This window comes from Paenibacillus urinalis, from assembly GCF_028747985.1.
Classification (GTDB): domain Bacteria; phylum Bacillota; class Bacilli; order Paenibacillales; family Paenibacillaceae; genus Paenibacillus; species Paenibacillus urinalis.
The window spans coordinates 4867749-4890814 of the sequence record NZ_CP118108.1; the positions used below are offsets into that span (position 1 = coordinate 4867749).

Below are 23066 nucleotides of genomic sequence, written 5' to 3' on the forward strand. Positions count from 1 at the left end.
AATGATTACCTTCTAATATATGACATAATAATGTTAATATTTTGTCGAACTTTGAGACAAAAAGATCTAATCACAAACAAATTATAAAGTCAGTAAATCAGAAAACATCACATTAAAACCGACTGAAAGAACCCCATCAAGAGGGGTCCTCCCGCCAGAATAAATAAACTTTGTACGCTATAACCGGAAAGTATTTTACACTATTCTGGTTTAAGTTCAGCATTATTTTCAGTACTAGCTGAGTCTGTTCCTGATGCTCCTTCTGAATTAGTGTCTACATCTGATTGAACATCACTCTCTGCACCAGTTTGCGGATCCGATTCCGGATCTATTACTATCTCTGACTCGGGAGCTGTTTCCGGTTCAGTTATGGCTTCATTATTCTCGTTATTAGATACATCCGATTCAGGAGCAATAGAGTTGCTAGAATTTATATAGTAGTGCACCTGAGCTTTTTTATTAATTGGGAGTAATTGAGTTTCACCTGTCTGAATAGTTTCTGTAATTTTATCTTCCCATAGTGTTGGTTGATGATATGTTTCTGTTGTATTAACAAAAGTGGCGCTGCTTACGTTCAGTTGAGGAGTATTCGGCACATTTACACCCTGGGAGGACTCAATTCCACCGAAGAAGTTCCCACTCACATCAATGGTCCCTTTTAATTCTACAGAAGAACCATTAACTAACAGCCCCGCATCTCCTCTGGTAAGCTTCACATCTTGTATCGTTACACCTGTCGTATTGTACACTTGAAGAACATAGTTAGAATCCCACAATTCGTCGTTCCCTGTTAATTCAATCGTATGATTCTGTCCATCAATTGTTACTGCACGGCTTACAACGAACCTTTTATCTGTCGCGATATCAGATGCCAGTCTAATCTTGACGATGCTGTCATCTCCTAGCGCTGCTCTAAAATCTTCTGCCGTTGAAACTTCTGTTATTGTTGCTGGATCTTCTGTATTCTTCACTTCCAGATAATACTGTGGCTGATTTTTCAAAGTAATCAATGTGAACTGATCTTCACCTGTTAAGATCGTATCTGTGATCTGATCTTCCCATAGTGTTGGTTTCCCAAATGCTTCTGATGAATTAATCAATTTGGCAGTGCTTACGTTCAGTTGAGGAGTGTTCGGCACATTTACACCCTGGGAGGATTCAATTCCGCCGAAGACGTTCCCACTCACATCGATGCTGCCTTTTAATTCTACAGAAGAACCGTTAACTAACAGCCCCGCATCTCCCCCGGTGAGCTTCACATCTTGTATCGTTACACCTGTCGTATTGTACACTTGCAGAACATAATTGGAATCCCATAATTCGTCGTTCCCTATTAATTCAATCTGATGATTCTGTCCATCTATTGTCACCGCACGGCTTACAACGAACCTTTCGTCTGTCTCGATATCAGATTTCAGTCTGATTTTGATTATACTAGCATTATCTAATGCTGCCCTAAAATCATCTGCAGTTGAAACTTCAGCTATTGTTGCTGGATCTTCTGCATTTTCCTCTTTGAGATAATAATGTGGCTGATCTTTCAAAGTAATCAATGTGAACTGACCACTTGTTGATATAGTTCCTGTAATTTTATCTTCCCACAGTGTTGGTTGCCCAAATGCTTCTGTTGTATTAACCAAAGTAGCGCTACTTACGTTCAGTTGAGGATTGCTCACCAGCCCTTTACCCTTGGAGGATTCAATACCGCCGAAGAAGTTATCACTCACATCGATGGTCCCTTTCAATTCTACAGAAGAACCATTAACTAATAACCCCGCATCTCCACCAGTAAGCTTCACATCTTTGATGATTACACCTGTCGTATCGTATACCTGGAGAACATAATTGGAATTCCACACTTTGTCGTTCCCTGTTAATTTAATCTGCTTATTCTGTCCATCTATTGTCACTGCACGACTTATAACTATTTTCTTGTCAGTTGTGAAGCTGTTTTTCAACTTAATAATAGATTTGCTTGTATTCATTATTGCTTCTTCAAATTCTATAAGTGAGGATACTTCAGCTACACTTGGGTCAACAATCTCAATGGTTTGATTTACTGCTCCACTCGAAACGGTAACTACCACATTTCCTGCGCTGGCTTCTGTTCCTTGAGATACAATGACTGTTACCCCTGTCAATCCAAGCGAAGCAATTGCTTCATTCGCTTTCTCCACTGTTTTTGCTACATCCGTGTCCCACTCTAAACTCAGCGCCTCGATGGCTTCTATCGCATCTGCTACTTTCTCTTCATCCGTTTGTCCGTCCGGTATATCTGGATTGCTTCCTCCATCACCGGGAGATGTATCTCCACCAGATCCACCACTACTCGAACCACCACCACTAGATGCTGGAGGAGGGGATGCCGGTAAAGTCACACTATCTTTTTGAGAACCATCCATTTGACTTGGCTTCGTTTGGAAGGATGACCCCTCCGCTCCCTCGTTTACCGTAGCTTTACTAATTGTCCCCGAACCTAACAATTTCGTGATCGCATTAAGTATGAGCTGAGCAATTTGAGCGTTGCTGCTTACAGCGATCTGGCTTTTTTCTGCATTTTTATCCACTAGGAAATTTCCGATAGATCCACGGTCAAGCTCAACCGATACAGAAGCAGCATACAAACCAACATCATCAAAAGTTCCGTTCAATACCACCTTGCTGTCAGCCGGCAAAATTTCAGCCAATTCAACGTCAGTAAAGCCAGCTCCTGCAACGTTATCTTCTTCAAGTTTTACTGATGATTGAACAATGACGTTCTCTGCTGTCGTCGTTCCTTCGGCAACGATGCGAACGGTACCATCCTTTTTATTCACCACTACATTCAGCAGTACAGAATCCACAAAATGGATGGAGTTCTCACCGCCGCCTTCTACATTGGTTGTACCATGCACTTTTACATTCTGAATCGTGACATCTCCTGCTCCAATGCCTTCAGCAAACAGAAGATCACCTTTGACAACTGTGTTCACGAGCGTTACATCAGGTACATTGATAATTACATTTCCTTCAATAACTGTCGTTTCTTCTTCAGAACCATAGGTTCCAGCGATATCATATGTAACGGTGTTTAATTCTTTTTTACTTGCTAATGCGTTTTCAATTAACACCACAGCTTCCGCTCTTGTAAGCAAACGAAGAGGAGAGAATGTACCATTAGGGTATCCTTCCATCACTTCCTGCTCGACAACAGACGCAACTGCAGTCTTACCCCATTCGGCAATCATATCTCGATCTGAAAACTGGTTTAACGTATCATAACTAACGTTCTTCACATTCAACAATTTCGAAATCATAACAGCTGCTTCTTGTCTTGTTACATCCGCACCTGGACGGAATGTGTTATTCTCGTAACCCTGTACATAGCCTGCTTTTACTGCTGATGCAATATCGGTATATGCCCAGTTTGAAGGTGACAAATCAGCGAAGGATAATGAAGCCTGTTCGGAATATCCAAAAATTCTATTTATTAACGAAACGAACTCGGCCCGAGAAATAGACTTGTTTGGTTTAACAGAACCATCTCCATATCCTGTTAGATGACCTTCATTCATCCAATGCTGAAGCTGGCTTTGCGCCCAATGGCCTTGAATATCATTTGTCACCGTTGCTGCTGCACCGACTGATCCCATTGAACCAAGTGCCATACTAATACTCAATAACCCTGTGACTGTACCACGAATTTTTTTACCCACGATTTCTCCTCCTGTTTAGTAAGGTCGATATAGCAATCAGCCCCAACTGAATCTCAAGACCCATACTTCGTCATAAACAAAGACGAATGTTATCTTCATGAATCTAAAGACATGATTCTTAAGAACTATACACTGAGGAATATCCTACCACTTAATAGGAATTTTTTCTAGTTGTTTTTTGTATAATTATGTATTTAATTCAGAATTTATGTCGTAAAAAAGAGACTATCAAACAAGTCCTCTTGTTTAATAGTCTCTCTATCATTTATTTACGACGATCCAGCAATAAGCTATCCGCACTGTACGGATTCTCATAGGCGTTACGCTGGGCTTTGATCCGATTACGCTGCTGAAGCCAATCCTGGGCTTCTTTTTTAAGATCAATCATCTTGTTAACTATAATTTCATCCTTACTTAGCAGCACTTTCAGTCTCTGTTCATCCTCTGAATCCATTCGATGCTGGACGACTTCAACCAATATGGAGTCTACGTGTCTTTGACGCTTCTCAACAAAACTCTCTACTTCTTCATAACTAACTTCGTCAATGTGAAGGAGAAACTCCGAAGTTAAGATCTCCAGTTCACTTATTAGCTGCTTCATATGTTGAACCTGTCATTACTATTTTACTTGCTTTAAGCCATGTATCCCTTAAATCAGTGAGCAAATCTAGTGCTTCCTTTGCAGGTTCCAGTGACTTTTTAATGTTCGCCTGTACCAGCAAGTGGTTCATATATTCATATAGTGAATATAAACTTTTCGAAACCTCAATCTCTTGGTTTAAGGTGGACATCAGCTCGCTTATTATCGTCTGCGCTTTCCCTAGATTCAAATTCACTTGCTCAAGATCATTCTCTTCCATTCCTTTTATTGAGGAATGTATAAAACGGATTGCTCCATCGTAAAGCATAATAACCAGTTGGGCAGGATTTGATGTTTGGACAGAGGACTGACGATATTTTTCATACGGACTTGCTATCATATGTGCTCCTCCTCATTTCTCGTTTATTTCCCTATTGCGAGAAGTAACTCGCAAGACTTGCAGATTGTGAATTATATTGGTTCATGGCCGCTTCCATAGCGGTGAATTGCTTATAATATCTAATTTCAAGATTCTCCAGCTTATTCTGAAAAGCTTCGATTCGTTTATTATAATCTTTAAGCTGTCTGCCCATAGTACTTTCTTCTTTAAAAATACTGTTTAGATCTCCTGAATACTTGCTTGTTCCAGCCTTTGTAACGAGTTTATCTAGTGATCCATTAATTGTTTCTGACATCTTACTGAAGATACCGGATGAACTTCCTGTTCCCTGAAAAATCTCAGTAAGCTTCTGAGGGTCTGCTTGTATTGCTTTATTAAACTTCTCTTCATCAAGGTATAGTTTACCATTCTCATAGTATTGGCCCGTTGTAATCCCTAATGCACTGAGTTGTGATAGATTCTCTGTAATAATTGATCGCATTGAAGAAATCGTTGATTTTATAATTTCATCATTTTTTAGAAGGCCGCTTTTAGATCTTTCTTCCCAAAGCTCAATATCATTATCAGACATTTCTTTTTTCTGCTCATCTGTAAGCGGGGCATAATCTCGATATTTTTCTTCACTTGATTTAGTGTTCATGTAGCTTATAAGAGTGTTATATTCTTCTATAAAACTCTTTATGGTTGATAGAGACTTCTCTGGATCTGTCTGAATAGAAACCTTTACGGCAGTAGCATCAGAACTCTGATTTATAGGATATGTCGCATTATCAGCAGGTTTAGTAAGTCCTGTCTCACTCAAAAATGTTAGATTGATACCGTTAACTGTAAGTGTATTACTGGTAAGATCCTTATACTCTTTTCCGTTAATGACTACATGTGCATTCTCGCCATTTTGAGCGGCAAGAGAGCTCCCTTTCGCAGCTCCAAATAACTCTAATATAGAATTGCCTTTGCTTCCATTTTCAACTGTAATATTCGATTTTTCACCCGTAGTTTTGGATGAGATTGTTAGTTTCCCTGTTATTTCATCAAAACTGGCTACTGCATTGGCATCTGGGTCTGAATTAATCCTTGAAATAACCGTGGAAATCGTGGTATTTGCATCGAATTCCAATTCCTTAGAGGTTCCTCCGGACTTTCCACCGATCTTAATGGTGTATTTTTGACTTGTATCTCCGCCCAAATCTTTTAATGTCTTTGAGCTTTTAATGCCGTCTAAACCTTGCATTTCTACTGAAGCAGCTTTAGCTAAATTTACTACACTGATGGTCATTGGAATATTCTGAGCAGTAGGAGATGCTTCGACCTTTACTGCATCAGTATTACCAGTAACGACTGCTTTCTGTGTATTGAGCTGTGCCGACTTATTAAAACTCATCGGTTTATTGTTTCTGAAATCAAACAGCTTACTATTCAACTCTCTATAGCTATCGCGCTGCCAGTTTAACAGCTGCTTCTGCTGATTCAATTTATCTAAAGGAGCTCTGCTTGCTGTCATTAGCTGCGAGACCATAGTGTCGATATCCATACCCGAAAATCCTGTAATTCTCACGTAAAATCCCCCCTTATATTTTCTTATCCACAAGTATTCCTGCAATTTCCATCATCTTGGCCACCAGATCCAATGTTTTTTCAGGTGGAATTTCTCGTATCAACTCCCCTGTTTCCCTATTTAGTACCTTGACCATAATATCATGGGTTCTCTCGTGAATACTGATATCTAGTGTCGTTTGCGGCCCTTCCAAAGCCTTCATAGCCCGTTCAATGTTACGGATTAAGTATTCATTCCCCGCCGATACTCCCTGCACCTTAGAATCCGATTGAGCAGGCTTCACATTATTCATATGAAGAATATCTTGTTGTACATTAGTTACACTAGCATCGTCTATATTTTGTTGTGTGATTGCTGTGGAGCCTGCAGATATCGAAAACTGGATATTCATTACTGGTTACCCCCGCATGTCATTTACTACTTATATCGGATAATCTGCTTCATAGCTTTAGCCGAAATATAAAAAGAGACTCTAAAAATTCTAGAGTCTCTTTGGATAAGATATAGATTAACGAAGCAATTGAAGAACTGCTTGTGGTTGTTGGTTTGCTTGTGCAAGCATAGCTTGTGCAGCTTGGGAAAGGATAGAATTTTTTGTTTGCTCCATCATTTCTTTAGCCATATCAACATCACGGATACGGGATTCAGCAGCTGTCAGGTTCTCAGAAGTTGTTCCCAGGTTGTTGATTGTGTGCTCCAAACGGTTTTGAACCGCACCAAGTTTAGAACGTTCACCTGATACACTTACGATCGCTTCATTAATTGTAGTGATTGCTGCATCAGCAGATTCTTGGTCGGATATATTGATTCCCTCAGACACCTTGGCATCGTCAGCAAGTGCAGCATCAGCCGCTTTAACAAGATCACCATCTTCGTTATAGTAGCCCGCAACCTTAGCTGGTACAGCTGCTGCAGTTTCATCTTCTGGGGTAACAGGGTCATCCGCTACAGCATCTTGAGCAGCCTTAGCTGCTTGCCAAGTAGCTACTGTAGTGCCTTCTGCATCTTGAAGCACTCTATTATCGTCATCATCAGTAGCCGCAGTTAGGTTAGTGCCAACTTTAAGAGCACCTGAGCTCATATCGTTAATGGATAGGCTTATACTTTGACCAGCGTTTGCACCAATTTGGAAAGTCACGCCTTCAGCTGTTCCATTAATCAATTTCTTCGTATTGAACTCTGTATCAGTGGAAATACGTGTCAATTCTTCTGCAAGCTGGTTAACCTCTTTTTGAAGTTCCGCACGGTCTTCATCAGTGTTTGTATCATTTGAAGATTGAACAGCAAGTTCACGCATACGTTGAAGAATGTCGTGAGTTTCATTCAAAGCACCTTCAGCAGTTTGAATCATCGAAATACCGTCTTGAGCATTTTTGGAAGCCATGTCTAGACCGCGAATTTGTCCGCGCATTTTTTCGGAAATTGCCAAACCAGCTGCATCGTCACCAGCTTTGTTAATGCGAAGACCAGAAGACAGTTTCTCCATAGAGCTGGATTGTGCGTTTGTTGCAGAACCCAATTGACGGTGAGTGTTCATAGCCGCGATGTTGTGATTAATAATCATGATATAATTTCCTCCCTGAAATAAGTAAGTTCCCACGTCCATGTGGAACGCCTGAAGCGAAAGGTCGGCCGCCCTTGCCCTAAGCGCTTATAATATATATCGACGACAATCACGCTATTTTTAATAGTATTCTTAAAACTTTATTCCTTATTTTTTTGAATAAATGAACCCTGAAGCTGTGCCATCAGCGCTTGCACATGATCCTTTGCTGGAGCAGCAGACTGCTTATTTTCCTCTTTTATAGAGACATACACCTCTTGCCGAAAAATATCAACTTCTGAAGGCGCGGAGATTCCTATCCTGACATTATCTCCTTCAACTCCAAGCACCGTAATTTCAATTTGATCTCCAATCATAATGGACTGGCCACGTTTGCGGGAAAGTACCAGCATATTATTCACCTTCCTTTGCAAATAGTTGCTCTGAAGCAGAGAGTTCACTAACCTTATGGCGTGTAGCGTACCCAGTATCATGAAGCACAATTTGTTTACCCTGACAATTAACCGGATTAATCACGATAGGTGCTAGCAAATTAATGGTGGATTCTATCAGCGTCTCTTGAATGGTTACAATGCAAAGTACACTTACTTTACCATTGATTTCGAGTTCTTCAGCATCATGTTCTGGAAGTTCAAATTCATACTTTGGCTCAAATAAAAATGGATCTACCAACAAAAATGAAAGACTCGGCTCTGCGATCGATTGCATGATACTGAATGGGCTATCATCATATGAAATAATGGCAAACTTCGTCTCTTCTTCAAATCCTGGAATTCCCTTGTTAAATTGAATAATCTGATCTACTTCAACTTCCATCTGTCCCCATGATGAGGTCTCAATCATGATTGTCATGTCGTTCTCTCCTTTTATAAATAAACTAAAAGAGCTACAGATAGTGGCCATTGCCTCTCCATAGCTCTTATATTACACAGTCCGATCAATCTCTGGTGGTATAAATTCAACGGAAGGATACTGCATCATATAAATATCCAGCTTCCCACGGTTATATTCAATCTCCGGCTTATTTACCTGCACATTAAATTCAACAGGACTTTTCTCAATTTCTATATCTACCGGTCTTACATTAAATCGAACATCTACGTTATCAATCGATGCCTCTCCTCTGAACTCACCTAACACGGGCAGCGGCTGACTTTTTCCGTAGACTTCCACAATCGTATTACCTGGTTTGAAGAATTCCGCCATTCGGTTTCCCTCTTCAACCCGCTTGGCAATCCCCTCAAGAAAGATTTGCTTTACATTGGAGTATAACCGCTGTGTCATTTCTAAATGCGGCCCTCCCGTGAACGCAGCTTTGGCTCTCGAAGAGTCGACAATAAGTTCAGGCTGGTGTTGATCAATCGTTAAAAGGGCAGGATTACTCTTAATTTGGAGATCAGCCTTGGGCTGCCTTATAGAATATTGTCCCAAATCTGCATCCATGCCGATACGACCTGGCTGTTGTCTAATTTGCAGTATAGGGATTGTGCTCATAAGCAATTCCCCCCAGTTATCTTAGAAAGTCTACCAGTGAAGATGAAATGATCTTAGAACCAACAGAAAGTGTTGCGTTATAGATATTCTCCTGGATCTGCGACTGAATGGCAAGCTCAGCATAATCCGCATCTTCTGACTTGGCCCGCAGACTGGTTAAGTTGTATTCCATGTCCCCTAATCTATTTTGCATTAATTCAACCCGATTCATCTTTGCACCAACACCTGCCTGTGCTGCAAGAATCTTATCTACCCGGGAATCAAGCTGAGTTAACTCGGCAGAAATGTCTTCGAAATTGCCATCTGCCAATGCTTGATTCAAACGATCAGCAATAGCAAATACGTTATCCTCTTCCCCACCTGAGCCCATAACCGCGTTTCCATTCACGTTAATCGCCAGCTCAATGCCGCTGCTGACTGCATAATTTACGTCACCTGTATCAACCATAACCTGAGCAAATCCAGAGGTATCCGATAGCCCTTCCGCATTCTTTGGAAAATCGTATGGCTTCTGATCATAAGTTTGACCGTTAAGAACATATTTACCATTCAATTGACTGTTCCCAATTTCAATCAGCTGTTCTTTAAGCTGACCCACTTCAAGACGAATGCTCTCCAGTGACTCCTGCGGATTCGTACTATTTGATGCTGTAACCGTCAGTTCCCTCATCCGCTGCAGTACTTCATTCGTCTGAGTTACAACCGTATCGGTATAGTCTAACCATGATATTGCCGAATCTACATTGCTTTGGTACTGCTCATTCGAATTAAGCTCTGTACGATATCTAAGGGCATATGTAATACCTACAGGATCATCCGAAGGCTTGTTAATCTTCATCCCTGTGGACATTTGGATCTGTGTATCGTTCATTTGCTTCGCATTGCGGTTAATGTTATTCATGAGTGTGCTGGACATCATATTTGAGGTCACTCTAAACATCATAAAGCCCTCCTACCAATCTATCTTATCTTCCTACGGTTCCTGTGCTATTAATTAACTTATCCAACAGTTCATCAAAAGTGGTCATAAATCTTGCAGATGCGCTGTACGCATGCTGGAATTTGATCATATTACTCATCTCTTCATCTAAAGAGACACCGCTCACAGATTGTCTTGAATTCTCTACTTGGATAACAAGAGATGTAGAGTTAGTTGCTTTACGATAAGCTTCCTGCGTCTGAATACCGAGCTCACCTACCATGGATTTGTAATAGTCGTTAATGGTTGTAGAATCCGTTCCACCAGGCACTGTAAAAGCTTGATCTTTCAAACTACCCATCAGATTAGCCATCGTGTTATTTCCTTTTATTGCATTGCCGTTAGCATCCACACGAAGTGAGGAAGCAATTGCGTTGGGGTTAGACTGGATAACCTGATTCAGTGTAATATTCCCAGCTGTAATTGGACCACCGTCTGTTGATGTGAAGAAAGGAATACCCGCACTTGCTGAGCCATCTAGGGCATAACCCAGTTGATGCAGTCCGTTAATTCCTTGTACGGTCAGCGGTGTCTCGTTCTTAAGAACAGCTCCTGCTGGAAAGGCTTGTCCGGCAGCAACAGTGGATTCAACTCCGTTCACGGTAATAACCGTATCCTGACTAGCCACAGTACCTTCACGAATAGAAGAGCCTGCAGGAATCTTAACCGTGACGTCTCCGTTTGCAATGGTATTCGCGAGTTGATTCAGGTCATTCTGGAAGCCGGTTACGAATTGATCCCGGGATACGATCATCCCGTAGACTTCCCCACCTGTAAGATCACCAGCAGCATAAGCATCGGTAAGAAGGTCGCTAGTCACCTGAGTAACTGCGGTTCCGTTGACCAGTTCTTGTCCGCCGATGGAGATGTTGTATCCTTGTTCATTCTCTGTTACCGTCACGTTCGCAATCTTGGACAGTTTATCTGTTAAGAGATCACGCTGATCTCGAAGATCGTTTGCATTATCTCCAAGTGATTCGATCCGGCTGATCGTTTGATTAAGCTCTCCAATGGAAGTAATATATCCTTGAATCTCTTGAGCCTTCACGCCAACATTATTCGTAAGATCCTGACTCAAGCCGTTCAGCTGATTACTCATCAAATTCATAGCATCCGTTAGAGCTAGAGCCGTCTCTTTGACAATATTACGGGCAGTTAAATTCTCTGGATCTTTACTTAGATCTGACCACGCTCCCCAGAAGTTATCCAATACCGTTTGAAGTCCCGTATCGGAAGGCTCTGTCATAATCCCCTGAATTTTATCAAGCGTATCATACTGAACTTCCCAATTTCCTAGACTGGAGTTCTCACTGCGGTACTGGCTGTCCAAGAACCCTTGGCGAACACGCTCAATCGCGGAGAACTCGACCCCAGATCCAAGCTGCCCCGGATTGGTAGACCTAAGAAACGCAAGCGGTTCCATTGGGGAAGAGGCTGTCATTTTGACAACTTGTCTTGAGTACCCCTCCGTATTCGCGTTCGAAATATTGTGGCCTGTCGTATTCAGTGCAGCCGTTTGGGTAAACAGGCTCCGTTTGGCTGTTTCTATTGAATGAAAGGTTGAAACCATTGTCTAATCCTCCTATTTAAGCACGAGAGTCAAATAATCCGAATTGCCCCATCGTACTCTGACGTTGATCCGGGTGCTGGTATACGGGTGCCTGGGTCGGTTTATCTACGAGCACATCCAGCGAATAATCAATGAAAGCAAGGGACTGCTCTACCAATCTCTGATTGAGATCATTCAATTCCTTGAGCTCCCTTAAGGTATTGCTTAATTCATTCTGAACCTCTTGCAGCCTTCTCTTATCCTCTACATCGAAGACGAGACGCGAGATTTCGGAGATGTTAAGATTCAGCTTTGATTTGATTCCCCGTTCCAGTAAAAAAGCGCCTACAGCCTCGCTCCGCTCAGCCTCCTGACTCTGAATCTGCTTCAGAATCATCGATTCTTGATTCAATAGCTTAATGAGCGTATCCGTATCATTTTTTACAATAGCTTCTCGTTTCACTTCGGCCGTATGCAGCATTTGACGATGAGTGACAATTAATTTCTGGAGTGCATCAATCAATTGATTTAAGGACATATTGTTTGGCTTCTCCTATTTCTCCGAGCTCGGTTTAAAATACGGCATCATGCGTTCTGCCAGCTGTTCCGTGTCGACCTTATATGTTCCTGAAGCGACCTGCTGCTTCAGTTCCTGAATGCGCTGTGCGCGTTCGCTGCTATTCACTTGTTCCTGCTGCTTGAGCATTTCCATAGCTTCAGGCGAGATGGATACCTCATCCTTACGCTTGCTCTTCTTATTTTCGGTCTGCTGACCGGATTCTATATTTCTCGAATAAGAGTTAATCGCTCCAATTCGTCCGGATTCATTAATCTTCATAATGAACACCTGCTTTCATAAGAATTTAGGATCAAGAATCGTCCTAAAATAAAAAACCGATAATCTTTACTAAAGTTATCGGTAGAGGTTGAAACATTGTTTATAGACTATGTCTGAAATGAGTCATGCATCCTAAGAACGCTTAAATTTGTCGATTGCATTGTAGGCACCAGAGCCTAAAGTGGAGGAGTCCTTCCGACTAACCTCCTGGGTTGCACCCGTCAGTTCCTTGGTCAAACGCGCACGACATCCGTCACACATATGACCTTCCCGGATCAGAGTTCCGCACACCTCACAAGGATACATCATGTTTGGAGCATCTACAATCGAAATTCGTCCTTCTCTAATAAACTTCGTGATCTGCTTAATCGATATGCCTGTTGCTTCAGATAATTGCTGTATATTGGCGCCTTTTTCTACACGCAGGTATTCCACACAATCAAAATATTGCTGTTCAATCTCTTTCAGACACGACGGACAAGCCTCCATCACATTCAGTACGTACAGCTTGCCGCAGCGAGGACAATTACCGACATTCATCCTCTTTACGCCCCCTTTTATATAGACAACCATTGTTGTTGACATTATAACCCACCTGATTTTCACTTGTCATCCAAGTGAACTCTCTACTCAATATATCGGTATGAACACCATAAAAATAAAGCCACTTTCTCTACATTCAGCATTCCAGAAATATTTACCATGTAGAATAGACAAGTATAATTTAGGAACGAGCCCAACATAATGCATAAATGCGAATTTCAACTCCCATGTCTGATCCCCATTTTCTGAGAACCCGGCTACAGGCTTCAATCGTACTTCCCGTCGTATAGACATCATCTATTAATAGAAGATTTAAAGTGGGCTTATTCTCATGTGTGCTTTGAGCATTTCGGAAATGAGGAGCACCATGTACTTTATTCTCCTTCGTTGATCTATTTGTCTCTTGTTTATTATGCATTAGATACGCATGGAGTTCTTCTTCTACATCTCTGTTCATCTCAAAAGCATGCTGCATGGAGATTTCTCTTTCTCTTCGTCCCTTGAAGCTCTGCTTCTCTGTATGCCTGGTTCTTTGCAGTAAAGGTATTACAGGTAACCCCTGATACCTCGATAGCTCAACAGCCATCCGTTCGGCCTGATTGAACCCTCGCTCCATTAGTCGCTCATGGCTTACAGGCACATAAGTAATCGCATCGGCTCGCCAGATATCTGGTCTGTGTTTGTTTATGGATAAATCATAGCGGTTGATAATAGAAACCTTACCTTCGTTATATTTAGATTGTTCTGCACGCTCACCCTCATGCTCATCCACCTGACCGATGTCACCTCGAAGCAGCTGTGCGGAATACTCTCTCTGCATTCCCAAATACGCCTTATTAAGCATGGCCCCGAATAGTGGAGCGAATCTTTCTTTCCCCCGGTACTTGTATACCGCCAGCCATTCTCTCATTAAAGAATCATATACTACAGCACTTCGGTTACACTCAAAGGATCTCCGGTTATGGTCTCCTCTGGAGCAATCCGGGCAGCCTATTGCCCGTCCACATTTAACACAGCGAATCTGTGTAATCCAAGGAATGGAACGGACACAGCGATAACAGATTCCCGGCAGTTCCTTAGAGAGCGGAGCATGTGTACCGCAGGCGAGACAGGTATTCCCGGAAGGGGATGCCAAGCTGTGCATAAATGCAGATATGCGGTTCAATATGTTCATTCTCTTGGACTCCCTCATTTCATTGGACTATATTGGTCTGTATTGGTCTATGAGTACGGTATTGTTATGCAACTGTAAAAATCATTCTTTCAGCTTGAATGTAATCCACTTAATCTAACTAAAGCATTCGACGGCCGAGCCCCTCTGACATCGGGGTACCTGCGACAGCCTCCTACTACACTGCGCTCAAAGGGAATCGTCCGGGTTAATCTACTAGATAACCGTTACGGCGAGCGATGGCATTCATTCTTTTGATCTGGCGGACGGCAACCTTCTGAGCACGATTCACTTCTGGAGCGCCGAAAATGACGGTCCCCGCCGGATCATCCTTGGATCTGCCTGCTCGACCTGCCATCTGCACAAGCGATGCGTCATCGAACAGCCGCGTGTTTGCATCTAAAATATAGACATCGCTCTTGGGAACGGTCACACCACGCTCTAATATAGTTGTTGTTACGAGTAGCCGAATCTCGCGATCGCGAAAAGACATGACTTTTTCACCACGTAAAGGGTCCTCGGAAGAGGTGCCCTCGACACGAATACCTGGCAAGCTTGCTCGAAGAAGCGCAACGAAGGACTCGATTTGTGAGATCCGTGTAACGAATAGAAACACCTGCGCCCCTCGCTCCAACGAACGCTTTAGCATGAGCTGAAGCTCGCGTGGCAGCTTACGCTGCTTAATCTGCTGCGCTACGTACGGGAGCTTCATGTATACCGGGACAGGCAGCGGGTGACGATGGAAGCGAACCGGCACTCTGGCATGAGCCAGCTTGCCGCGGGCTGCTTCTCGCTGGAGCTGTGCAGGCGGGGTGGCAGATAGATAGATGAAGCTGCCTCCCGGCTTGCAGCATGCTTCGGCGGCATAGGCAAGCATGGGGTCGTTGTGATATGGGAAGGCATCGAGCTCATCGAGGATGACCAGGTCAAAGGCGTGGCGGAAGCGCAGCAGCTGGTGGGTCGTAGCGAGGGTCAGCTGCCCTCGCTGCCAGCGTTCGCTGCTTCCGCCATAGAGGGTGACCCGCGCCGTATCCGGGAAGGCGCGGGCCACCCTCGGTGCGAGCTCGAGCACCACATCGCGGCGCGGTGTGGCGACGAGCACGCTGCCCCCGCTTGCGAGGATGTAATCCAGCAGCGGGTAGGTCATCTCGGTCTTGCCTGCGCCGGTCACGGCCCAGAGCAAGAATCGGCCCTTCGCCCGGGCGTCCTCACGCCGCCGGGCCAAATACGCCAGCGCCGCGCCAGTGGCTGCGCTCTGCGCTGGGCTAAGTCCCCACCGACTCACCAGATCGGTGGGGGAACCCCCGGCCGTGCCCCGCACGGCCGGAAGCGCTGCTCCTTCGAGCAGCAGCGCGCAAGAACGGCTGCGCCCGAGCGCGAGGCAGGCCTCGCAATAGGCGCACGCCGCAGATCCGCAGGCCGCACACGCACTCTGCTGTGCGGCCATGCTGCCGCATCGGCGGCAGCGCAGCTGCTCTCGTCTGACCCAAGGCCAGACGAATCGCGCAGAGCGCGCCGCCTGCGGCGAAGCAAGGGTGGGCCTGTATCTAACCCGCCCCGCCAGATACGCCAGCTGCACTGCAGCCTGCCACTCGCAACCTACCTCGGGAGCGATCTCGGCAAGCAGCGCCTCTGCCTCCGGCATAAGCAGCTGTCTTCCTGCCAGCTGCTGTGCCACACGCTCTGCCTTCACTCTCAGCTGGTATATCTCATCCACTGAATTAAACCTTTGGCTACCTGCTCTCCTCTGATCTCCATGCTCTGTACTCGCAACCACTCTATACGGTCCAACTTCCATCGTATGTGAATTGTTCCTCAACTCAGATCTCCGTGTTTCTACGCTCCCATGGGCTGCCGTCTCTGTACTCAGGCAATGCTCATACAACATCCCATCCATCTCCATTCTTGATCTTCCTCCTGGTCTAAGCATCGCTTTTCCAGCCACGGTTGATACAGTTAGGCCGGCACATTCTGTACACCCCCTCTCTCTGTACAATTCGTCCTCTAACTTAGTCTTTTGCCCCTTTGCTAAATCACCAACAATGCCTAACTTCTGCTCTCCCCATTCCTCCAGCCCGCTATGCCCAATCTGAAACTCCCTTATCTCCACACACTCTCGGAACATCCGCTCTCCTTGCTCCCCAGGCTCTGCACTGATCAGCGGAGCAAGTAAAGACTTCACCATCTCCCTCCACTGAACTTCAGTTCTCTCTGCTCCCCCACTTCCCAAAGTCCTTGTCCCGTCTTTAAATAATCCTGCCTGTACCCGATACGCCCAGGATAACGGCATAGCCTCTGAGATCATGACCACCTGCCATACTCCTGCTGGAGACGCTTCACGAAGCTGCTCTCTCCACCACAGCCAATCTACGCTCAAATGAAGTGACAGAAATATTCTCCACTCCCTGCCATTGCCGGACCCCGCACATAATCTGATCGCGTATAGACCAATTCTCATCTGATCCCCTCATTTCCCCTCGTATCTCAAGCTTCCAATTTCGACCAAATACCCATTTATGAAAGCAAAAAAAGCACATACCCGGCGTATTTGCCGAAGTATGTGCTTCATACTTTTCATCTACAGTTAAATTAAACCAAAAAGATCCTATATTTACAATATTAATGACAATACCGCAACTTTTTAACGATATATTCGTCTTATAATATGATTAATGTTTAGTTACGAACGGAAATTCCGTTAGACTTGCATCGTTGCGAAGATCAACGAACTTGACCTCTTCGTACGTTGAAGGCTGTAAGGCAGATAAGGTGCTCATCGGCTCCTCACTTGCTGAGACAATGCTCAAATCCACGCCTGCCATACCACCGAGGCGGTAGAGAAGCGGAAGAGTATCATCTTTGGAATCAAGATCCATCACAGTTACTTTATGAATCGTGCCTCGAAACAGAGCGTCGATGGACAATCCGCGGATAATCCACTCCAGCTGAAGTCCATGGTTACATGTGATGAGAACATAGTGAACGGGTATGGCGGCAGGCTGCTGCTTGGTCTGTGAACGTGCGTATACATACCGAACGCATAAGGCTGTTAAGCCATAGACAAGCGCAATCCATATCAAATGTTCGATCAAATACGACTACACCTCCCTATTGCATCCATGGATGCAATTAACCGCAAAACTACTCACTTCACAGCAGCCGTGTGAATGACCAGCCGGCGGATCTTGTTATACCGCCAATATATGCGGATACCCGGGACGGTGACACAGTCAAATGAATCAGCAGAACATATGATAAATCTTATTTTTTACTAACACAATAGATTGAGCATTTAGAGCGACAGTTCCATTCGTTATGATGGGGTGCGATCCAACAATAGCGAAGATAGACCGGACTGCACGATTTCAAATGATTCTATCAAGCATACACTGAACTAAAGCATCCTCTACTCTTTGCTTTAGTTCTTTACTATACTATAGAAATGTAACATTCTATCTTTATGAAAAGAAATGTTATTTTTTCTTGCGCTTTCAAAAATCCCATAACTATATAACCGAACTAAAGTAATAACTCATTGGTTCTTTGCCGTAACCTTCGAATCAGAATCACAATCGTAACCCGATTGAAAATACGACAATATCAACGTTAGCGTCCTCAACTTTAGATCAATCTATATCTTCTCACATTTCAAGGCAGTATGAATATACAGCACAAGAAACGCTCCCCCGTACATGCTACCTATGTAGTACCAGAGACCACTAGCTGTACGCATGACTTCAGTAGTTCCCCCAGGGCAAGCGGCAGATCACACTTCCCTTATACCGAAAGCTACGTTCCCTTTACAGGGTAACCCATCCATATTTAATGGAATTGATAACGGCTTGTGTACGGTCATCCACTTCCATTTTTTGCAGAATGCTGCTGACATGGTTCTTCACTGTCTTCTCACTGATAAACAGGAACTCACCAATCATCTTGTTACTCTTACCTTCCGCCATCAAACGAAGTACTTCGGCTTCACGACGGGTCAGCGGATTGTTATCGCCTGCAACGAATTTGACGCCAGCTTCCTTCACGCCGCCTTCATTCATAGCGCCTGTCTCATTCAAATATGTCATCCGGCGCAGCTGCATAATGAGCTTGCCTGTTACTTTGGGATGGATAAAGGCATAGCCTTCATGTACAGAACGGATTGCGTTAATAAGCGACTCTGCCTCCATGTCCTTCAGCAGATACCCATTCGCGCCCTTGCGCAATGTTTCAAATACATAGCTCTCATCATCGTGAATCGATAGAATAATAACCTTCACGTCCGGGAACAGCTCTCTCAGCTTCTCCGTCGCTTCAACCCCGTTCTCTACAGGCATATTAATGTCCATAAGAACGATGTCCGGCTTACTCTGGTTGCAGAACTCCAATACCTGAATGCCATCGCCGCATTCGCCAATGACCTCGATATCGTCCTCCATGTTCAAGATTCGTTTCAGACCCTCACGAAACAGCTGATGATCATCAGCCAGCAATACCTTAATGTTACCCCTTATCATGTTCTGGTTTTCCATCCTGCTACTCCTTTCCCTTTTCCACGTTTGTCGGGATATGAATCACAATCTTGGTGCCTTGATTCTCTCCTGATTCAATTTCCATTCGGCCTTCGAGCAGCTCGACTCTCTCACGCATCCCAATCAGACCAAAGTGTGAATGGTCCTTGCTCTTCTGTTCCAGCAGTTCGGGCTTAAAGCCAAGCCCGTTATCCTGTACAACAATCTTGACGAGCTGTGCCTGAAAAGTGATCTCCACCACGACATAGGTCGGGTATGCATGCTTGGCTGCATTCGACAAGCCTTCTTGCACTAAACGATAAACGGCAGCCTCCATAGCCGAAGACAAACGGTGTTCCTTCCCTCTGGTTTCAAAAAGCGCGCGAATTTTCGTTTTTTCTTCAAAATCCTGCACGTATTTTCGAAGCGTGGGAATTAAGCCTAGGTCATCCAGTGCCATTGGACGCAAATTGAAAATAACTTTGCGCATTTCTCCAAGGCTTGAACGAACCTGTTTCTTCAAATCTACTATTTCGGCCTGCACCATCTTAAAATCCTGCTTAACCAGCATTCTTTCTACAATTTCCGTCCTAAGCACTAAGTTTGCAAGCATTTGCGCAGGGCCGTCATGGATTTCCCGGGCGATTCTTTTGCGTTCTTCTTCCTGGGCCAGGATAATCTTCAAACCGATCATTTGTCGATTCTTGGCAGACTCGATGATTCGGGTCACCTGACCTAATTCGCCGGATAGGTACTCCATAACAACATTCATCTGTGAACCGATGGTCTCTGCGCGCTCCACAGATTCCTCAATGCTTCTCGCACGCTTCTGCAGATCGTCGCGGCGTGCTTTAAGGTACATTTCCTTCTCTCTGTAAATCATCAAATCCAGCTGAAGCTGTGTCGCCTTTTCATAAGCTTGCTTGATGTCATGCTCGGAAAAGCGGACGAAATCCCGGCTGACCTCTGTCAGCCGGATTCGGGACCGGCGGAAATTAAGCTCAAGCTGATCGACCTTCTCGATCGTTTCCGCCGTCTCTTTCAGGATGGATTGAATCTCCTGATTGAGCGTCTTCAGCTCGGTTCGAGCTGAGTCCATTATTTCAAAAATCTGATATTTACTACTTTCCATGACCTGCATGGCGTTTTTTATGACGCGGTCAAGAGCATCAGCTTGAAAGTCCACAAATGTTCGACTCCATTCCTAACGTTTCCAGGATATATCATACCATATCACGAGTCGATAGTGACGGTCTTCGTTTTCTGTTCCCATTTTACGGTAAGGCCAAGTTGTTCAGATACTAGTCTGAGAGGGACTAAAGTCCTACCACCGGAAATATACGGAGCCACACTCGCGCTTAGGCGCTGCCCGTTAAGGATAAATTCCTTCTCGTTTACTGTAAGATCAATCAGCTTGCCGCCGCGGAGAATCGTCACACGCTTGTTCTTACTATCCCAGGTTGCTCTGCCTCCGAACACATCCAGCACATGCTTGATTGGTACATAGGTTGTGTTATTCTTCAGTACAGGTGCTGCATCGATTGCCTTCTTCGTTCCATTGAAGGTCACCGATTTTTGTCCAATGACAAACTTGGCGGTTCCTGTTGGTAATCCTGCTTCACTAGATAGGGAAGGCATGGTCAGAGCAATATTATCAAAGGCTACCGTTCCTGCCATCGCTCTCTCATCCTGACCTTCCTCAAGATTGACGACATATACCCGCTTCAGCTTCGCCGGATACGCAATACCTGAACCGCTTAGATCGACGCTAATGTTCTTCCAGCCAGTCCAGTTAATATTGCGGGCAAGATCAATGTATACCGTTTTGCCATTTGCATCAAGCACTTCTGCCCGCAGCCAATTCAGGCTGTGATCACCAAGGACGTCCATAGACAGCGCCGTAGCACTGGATTCGATTTGTTTACCGGAAGTGCCATTAAGCTGTGCATAAGCATACATTTTACCACTTCCGCCGTTCATATCATAGCTCAGCTCCAGCACTTTGGAGCCGGACTTCTCGCCAGTTCCGTTAACAACGTGTGCTGCTCCGGTCACGCCGGATGCATTCGTCGTGAAGCTGATCGGATAGCTTACATTCTCAAAGTTTTCCCACATCGTTTGTCCTGCAGTCGTCAAGACAACAACGGTGCTGAAGCCGTCATAGCGGCCGATGGCATACCCTACCGAAGCTCCGGAATTGACAGAGGATACAGTGAGTGTATCACCCGATACACTTCCCTTAAATCCAACGAATTCCCAATTCAAGCTGTCTGCCGGAAGGGAGACGGATTGTCCGTCTTTGGTCGTTGCCGTAATCGGAACAGCGATGGCCGCTCCTTTTTGCAGTGAACCTGTACCTGCTCCAGCCTTAAGTGACTTCAGATTGCTTGCGCCCACAACGGTGATCTGCATCTTCGCGCTTGCCGAGCCGCTCACTGCGGTCAGGGTTGCTGTACCTCCGCCTTTGGCTGTTATTTTGCCGCCGCTTGTGCTGATGACATTGCCGTTACTGGATTTCCAAGTCACTGAAGCGCCGCTCATATCATATGGATTATAATACGTATCGTAGCCCTTGAGGCTGTAAGTTCCTTCCTGTCCAACGAGCATAGAGGACGTTCCGCTGATCGTCAGTCCCTTCAGCTGCCCTTGTGGTGCCAGAGAATAGACCCCCAGACCATTAATAACAGCGCGCTGCTCTGTCCCGTATTCCGTTGCAAAAGCAAGGCCTGTGTTCATTTCACCAAGCGGTCTCGTAATCATCGTTGTCGATCCGCCGCCGTCAAGGTTCATCCCTTTCCACACGCCAATACTTACCATGAATTTCTGCAGTTCAGACAGTGACATTCCCGAGCTTGAGCTGTTATCCTGAACTGCAATTAAATACACATATCTGCCGTCTTGGGAATACCCTACTGCCGTGCGGGCACGGTACCCTCCAATACTCGATACATCTCTTGAAAAGGAGGAGGCTCCCCCACCATTCACGAGCAGCGTATGCCCGCCAATCATCATATCCAAGTTGTCCGGATTCACGGTTTGTCCCGTGGTCTTCGCAATCAGCTTATAATCCGCACGAATGGATTGTCCAACGGCCAGATTCGTATTGATCCAGTCTCCTGCCGTACCATGAGCGCGCAAAATATACGCACCCTCCGGAATGGTCGTGTTGAGTGGAGTTTTATAGGAAATCTGCTGAATGACATCATTCTGTACCAGCACTTCTGTAGCAGCAGCAGTGGCCGGATCATTCGGCCGCTTCACTGAAGTCCATGCGGATGTATAAATATACATCGAATTGGCATGACTGTATTTGACAGAGCCGGACTCCAGAGTGTAATCTTCCTTATTCATTCCTCTCAGCTTAAAGGTAGACCCATTCGAAGCCGTAACCGAGCCTTCAAAGCTGTATTCATCAATCATCGGTTTGCCGTCCTTGGTTACCGTCAATGCCTGCATCCCCGACAGCTCGGAAGGGGTCGACATCAGCACGCCATTCATCACCTGACCGCCAATCGGCGCGCCTTCCCCGCTCACATTAAAATAATCACCATTCACGCCGGCTACTGCGCCGGTTTCCTTCACCATTCCCCCAGTGCTCTGTTTGCTGTTGAACTTGCCTTGTTTACCTGTCATCACATCCAATTTCACATTCGGATTGTTCAAATCCACCTGAATTACATTCGCCAGCACGTTTGATGAAGCCCCAGAACGCGTTGTTGTATATCGATAATTGATCATTTTGGCTCCCGCCGTGATCATCTCTTCTGATATTTTGGTTGTACTTGCCGCCATGGCCACACTTGATATTTGAAGGGTATCCTGCAGTACCTGCCCTGTTCCAAGAACGGGGGTCACCCATAATACGCCTGCGATCGTCACAATCATCCACTTCTTGCCTGATCTTGCCGCCAGTTTCCCCGTTTGCTTCCTCTCTTTGCTCATAAAAAAAGCGCCTCTCCCATCCTATGTGCTTTCTATTAATGAGTTCAGCCCCGCAAGCCTCTGTAATAGAGATTCACGGAGCTGAAGACACGAACATCCTCTCAATAATAGACTGCTAAAAATGGAAAAAGTTACGCTCTTTCTCTAACTTTATGAATAGAATCTAGCAAGTTGAACATATCTATCGGTTTTGTTGAAAATATATACAAAGGGATCTGCATCTATTTCATCTATCCACTAGACTTCGGTGCCTT

General features: G+C 44.8%; 20 protein-coding genes. All 20 read right to left on the reverse strand.

What is annotated here, in order from left to right:
* Positions 1-200: 200 nt before the first annotated feature.
* Positions 201-3695 (reverse strand): S-layer homology domain-containing protein, encoded by a 3495-nt coding sequence (locus tag PUW25_RS22635; protein ID WP_274338454.1) that lies wholly within the window; start codon positions 3693-3695, stop codon positions 201-203.
* A 265-nt stretch (positions 3696-3960) separates the two neighbouring features.
* Positions 3961-4296 carry a flagellar protein FliT gene (fliT, locus tag PUW25_RS22640; protein WP_274337578.1) on the reverse strand — a complete coding sequence of 112 codons (336 nt, stop codon included), beginning with the start codon at positions 4294-4296 and terminating at the stop codon, positions 3961-3963.
* A complete protein-coding gene (fliS, locus tag PUW25_RS22645; RefSeq protein WP_274337580.1) occupies positions 4277-4675 on the reverse strand; it encodes a flagellar export chaperone FliS in 399 nt (132 codons plus the stop codon). Before fliS ends, fliT begins: the two co-directional genes overlap by 20 nt.
* A 31-nt stretch (positions 4676-4706) precedes the next feature.
* Positions 4707-6230 carry a flagellar filament capping protein FliD gene (gene fliD / locus PUW25_RS22650; protein ID WP_274337581.1) on the reverse strand — a complete coding sequence of 508 codons (1524 nt, stop codon included), beginning with the start codon at positions 6228-6230 and terminating at the stop codon, positions 4707-4709.
* Positions 6231-6243: 13 nt separating this feature from the next.
* Positions 6244-6621 carry a flagellar protein FlaG gene (locus PUW25_RS22655; RefSeq protein WP_274337582.1) on the reverse strand — a complete coding sequence of 126 codons (378 nt, stop codon included), beginning with the start codon at positions 6619-6621 and terminating at the stop codon, positions 6244-6246.
* 117 nt (positions 6622-6738) lie between these two features.
* On the reverse strand, positions 6739-7794 hold the full coding sequence (locus PUW25_RS22660; protein WP_274337583.1) for a flagellin N-terminal helical domain-containing protein: 1056 nt from the start codon (positions 7792-7794) through the stop codon (positions 6739-6741).
* Positions 7795-7934: 140 nt separating this feature from the next.
* The gene (csrA, locus tag PUW25_RS22665; protein WP_274337584.1) at positions 7935-8186 is read right to left on the reverse strand and encodes a carbon storage regulator CsrA; all 252 of its coding nucleotides are present in this window, start codon (positions 8184-8186) and stop codon (positions 7935-7937) included.
* Between the two features lies 1 nt (position 8187).
* Positions 8188-8646 carry a flagellar assembly protein FliW gene (gene fliW / locus PUW25_RS22670; protein WP_274337585.1) on the reverse strand — a complete coding sequence of 153 codons (459 nt, stop codon included), beginning with the start codon at positions 8644-8646 and terminating at the stop codon, positions 8188-8190.
* A 72-nt stretch (positions 8647-8718) separates the two neighbouring features.
* Positions 8719-9288: a DUF6470 family protein gene (locus PUW25_RS22675; RefSeq protein WP_274337586.1), complete on the reverse strand. Its 570-nt coding sequence runs from the start codon at positions 9286-9288 to the stop codon at positions 8719-8721.
* A 16-nt stretch (positions 9289-9304) separates the two neighbouring features.
* Positions 9305-10231 carry a flagellar hook-associated protein FlgL gene (gene flgL / locus PUW25_RS22680; protein WP_274337587.1) on the reverse strand — a complete coding sequence of 309 codons (927 nt, stop codon included), beginning with the start codon at positions 10229-10231 and terminating at the stop codon, positions 9305-9307.
* A 22-nt stretch (positions 10232-10253) separates the two neighbouring features.
* A complete protein-coding gene (gene flgK / locus PUW25_RS22685; RefSeq protein ID WP_274337588.1) occupies positions 10254-11837 on the reverse strand; it encodes a flagellar hook-associated protein FlgK in 1584 nt (527 codons plus the stop codon).
* 16 nt (positions 11838-11853) lie between these two features.
* A complete protein-coding gene (locus PUW25_RS22690; RefSeq protein WP_274337589.1) occupies positions 11854-12354 on the reverse strand; it encodes a flagellar protein FlgN in 501 nt (166 codons plus the stop codon).
* Positions 12355-12369: 15 nt separating this feature from the next.
* On the reverse strand, positions 12370-12654 hold the full coding sequence (flgM, locus tag PUW25_RS22695; RefSeq protein ID WP_047912367.1) for a flagellar biosynthesis anti-sigma factor FlgM: 285 nt from the start codon (positions 12652-12654) through the stop codon (positions 12370-12372).
* 132 nt (positions 12655-12786) lie between these two features.
* Positions 12787-13194 carry a flagellar protein gene (locus PUW25_RS22700; protein WP_274338240.1) on the reverse strand — a complete coding sequence of 136 codons (408 nt, stop codon included), beginning with the start codon at positions 13192-13194 and terminating at the stop codon, positions 12787-12789.
* A 184-nt stretch (positions 13195-13378) separates the two neighbouring features.
* Positions 13379-14371, reverse strand: coding sequence for a ComFC family protein (locus tag PUW25_RS22705; RefSeq protein WP_274337590.1), 993 nt, complete (start codon positions 14369-14371; stop codon positions 13379-13381).
* 205 nt (positions 14372-14576) lie between these two features.
* Positions 14577-16826, reverse strand: a complete 2250-nt coding sequence (locus PUW25_RS22710; RefSeq protein ID WP_274337591.1) for an ATP-dependent helicase ComFA — start codon at positions 16824-16826, stop codon at positions 14577-14579.
* A gap of 211 nt (positions 16827-17037) precedes the next feature.
* Positions 17038-17460 (reverse strand): hypothetical protein, encoded by a 423-nt coding sequence (locus tag PUW25_RS22715; RefSeq protein ID WP_274337592.1) that lies wholly within the window; start codon positions 17458-17460, stop codon positions 17038-17040.
* Between the two features lie 708 nt (positions 17461-18168).
* Entirely contained in the window at positions 18169-18891 is a 723-nt protein-coding gene (locus tag PUW25_RS22720; protein ID WP_047912369.1) for a response regulator transcription factor, read from the reverse strand.
* A 4-nt stretch (positions 18892-18895) separates the two neighbouring features.
* Positions 18896-20056: a sensor histidine kinase gene (locus tag PUW25_RS22725; RefSeq protein WP_076314513.1), complete on the reverse strand. Its 1161-nt coding sequence runs from the start codon at positions 20054-20056 to the stop codon at positions 18896-18898.
* Between the two features lie 47 nt (positions 20057-20103).
* Positions 20104-22812, reverse strand: coding sequence for a stalk domain-containing protein (locus tag PUW25_RS22730; RefSeq protein WP_274337594.1), 2709 nt, complete (start codon positions 22810-22812; stop codon positions 20104-20106).
* Between the last annotated feature and the right edge of the window lie 254 nt (positions 22813-23066).

Coding starts and splice junctions, on each gene's coding strand:
- fliT (WP_274337578.1), bottom strand. CDS start 4,296: ATGAAGCAGCTAATAAGTGAACTGGAGATCTTAACTTCGGAGTTTCTC.
- fliS (WP_274337580.1), bottom strand. CDS start 4,675: ATGATAGCAAGTCCGTATGAAAAATATCGTCAGTCCTCTGTCCAAACA.
- PUW25_RS22655 (WP_274337582.1), bottom strand. CDS start 6,621: ATGAATATCCAGTTTTCGATATCTGCAGGCTCCACAGCAATCACACAA.
- PUW25_RS22660 (WP_274337583.1), bottom strand. CDS start 7,794: ATGATTATTAATCACAACATCGCGGCTATGAACACTCACCGTCAATTG.
- csrA (WP_274337584.1), bottom strand. CDS start 8,186: ATGCTGGTACTTTCCCGCAAACGTGGCCAGTCCATTATGATTGGAGAT.
- fliW (WP_274337585.1), bottom strand. CDS start 8,646: ATGACAATCATGATTGAGACCTCATCATGGGGACAGATGGAAGTTGAA.
- PUW25_RS22675 (WP_274337586.1), bottom strand. CDS start 9,288: ATGAGCACAATCCCTATACTGCAAATTAGACAACAGCCAGGTCGTATC.
- flgL (WP_274337587.1), bottom strand. CDS start 10,231: ATGATGTTTAGAGTGACCTCAAATATGATGTCCAGCACACTCATGAAT.
- flgK (WP_274337588.1), bottom strand. CDS start 11,837: ATGGTTTCAACCTTTCATTCAATAGAAACAGCCAAACGGAGCCTGTTT.
- PUW25_RS22690 (WP_274337589.1), bottom strand. CDS start 12,354: ATGTCCTTAAATCAATTGATTGATGCACTCCAGAAATTAATTGTCACT.
- flgM (WP_047912367.1), bottom strand. CDS start 12,654: ATGAAGATTAATGAATCCGGACGAATTGGAGCGATTAACTCTTATTCG.
- PUW25_RS22700 (WP_274338240.1), bottom strand. CDS start 13,194: ATGAATGTCGGTAATTGTCCTCGCTGCGGCAAGCTGTACGTACTGAAT.
- PUW25_RS22705 (WP_274337590.1), bottom strand. CDS start 14,371: ATGAACATATTGAACCGCATATCTGCATTTATGCACAGCTTGGCATCC.
- PUW25_RS22710 (WP_274337591.1), bottom strand. CDS start 16,826: ATGAGAATTGGTCTATACGCGATCAGATTATGTGCGGGGTCCGGCAAT.
- PUW25_RS22720 (WP_047912369.1), bottom strand. CDS start 18,891: ATGGAAAACCAGAACATGATAAGGGGTAACATTAAGGTATTGCTGGCT.
- PUW25_RS22730 (WP_274337594.1), bottom strand. CDS start 22,812: ATGAGCAAAGAGAGGAAGCAAACGGGGAAACTGGCGGCAAGATCAGGC.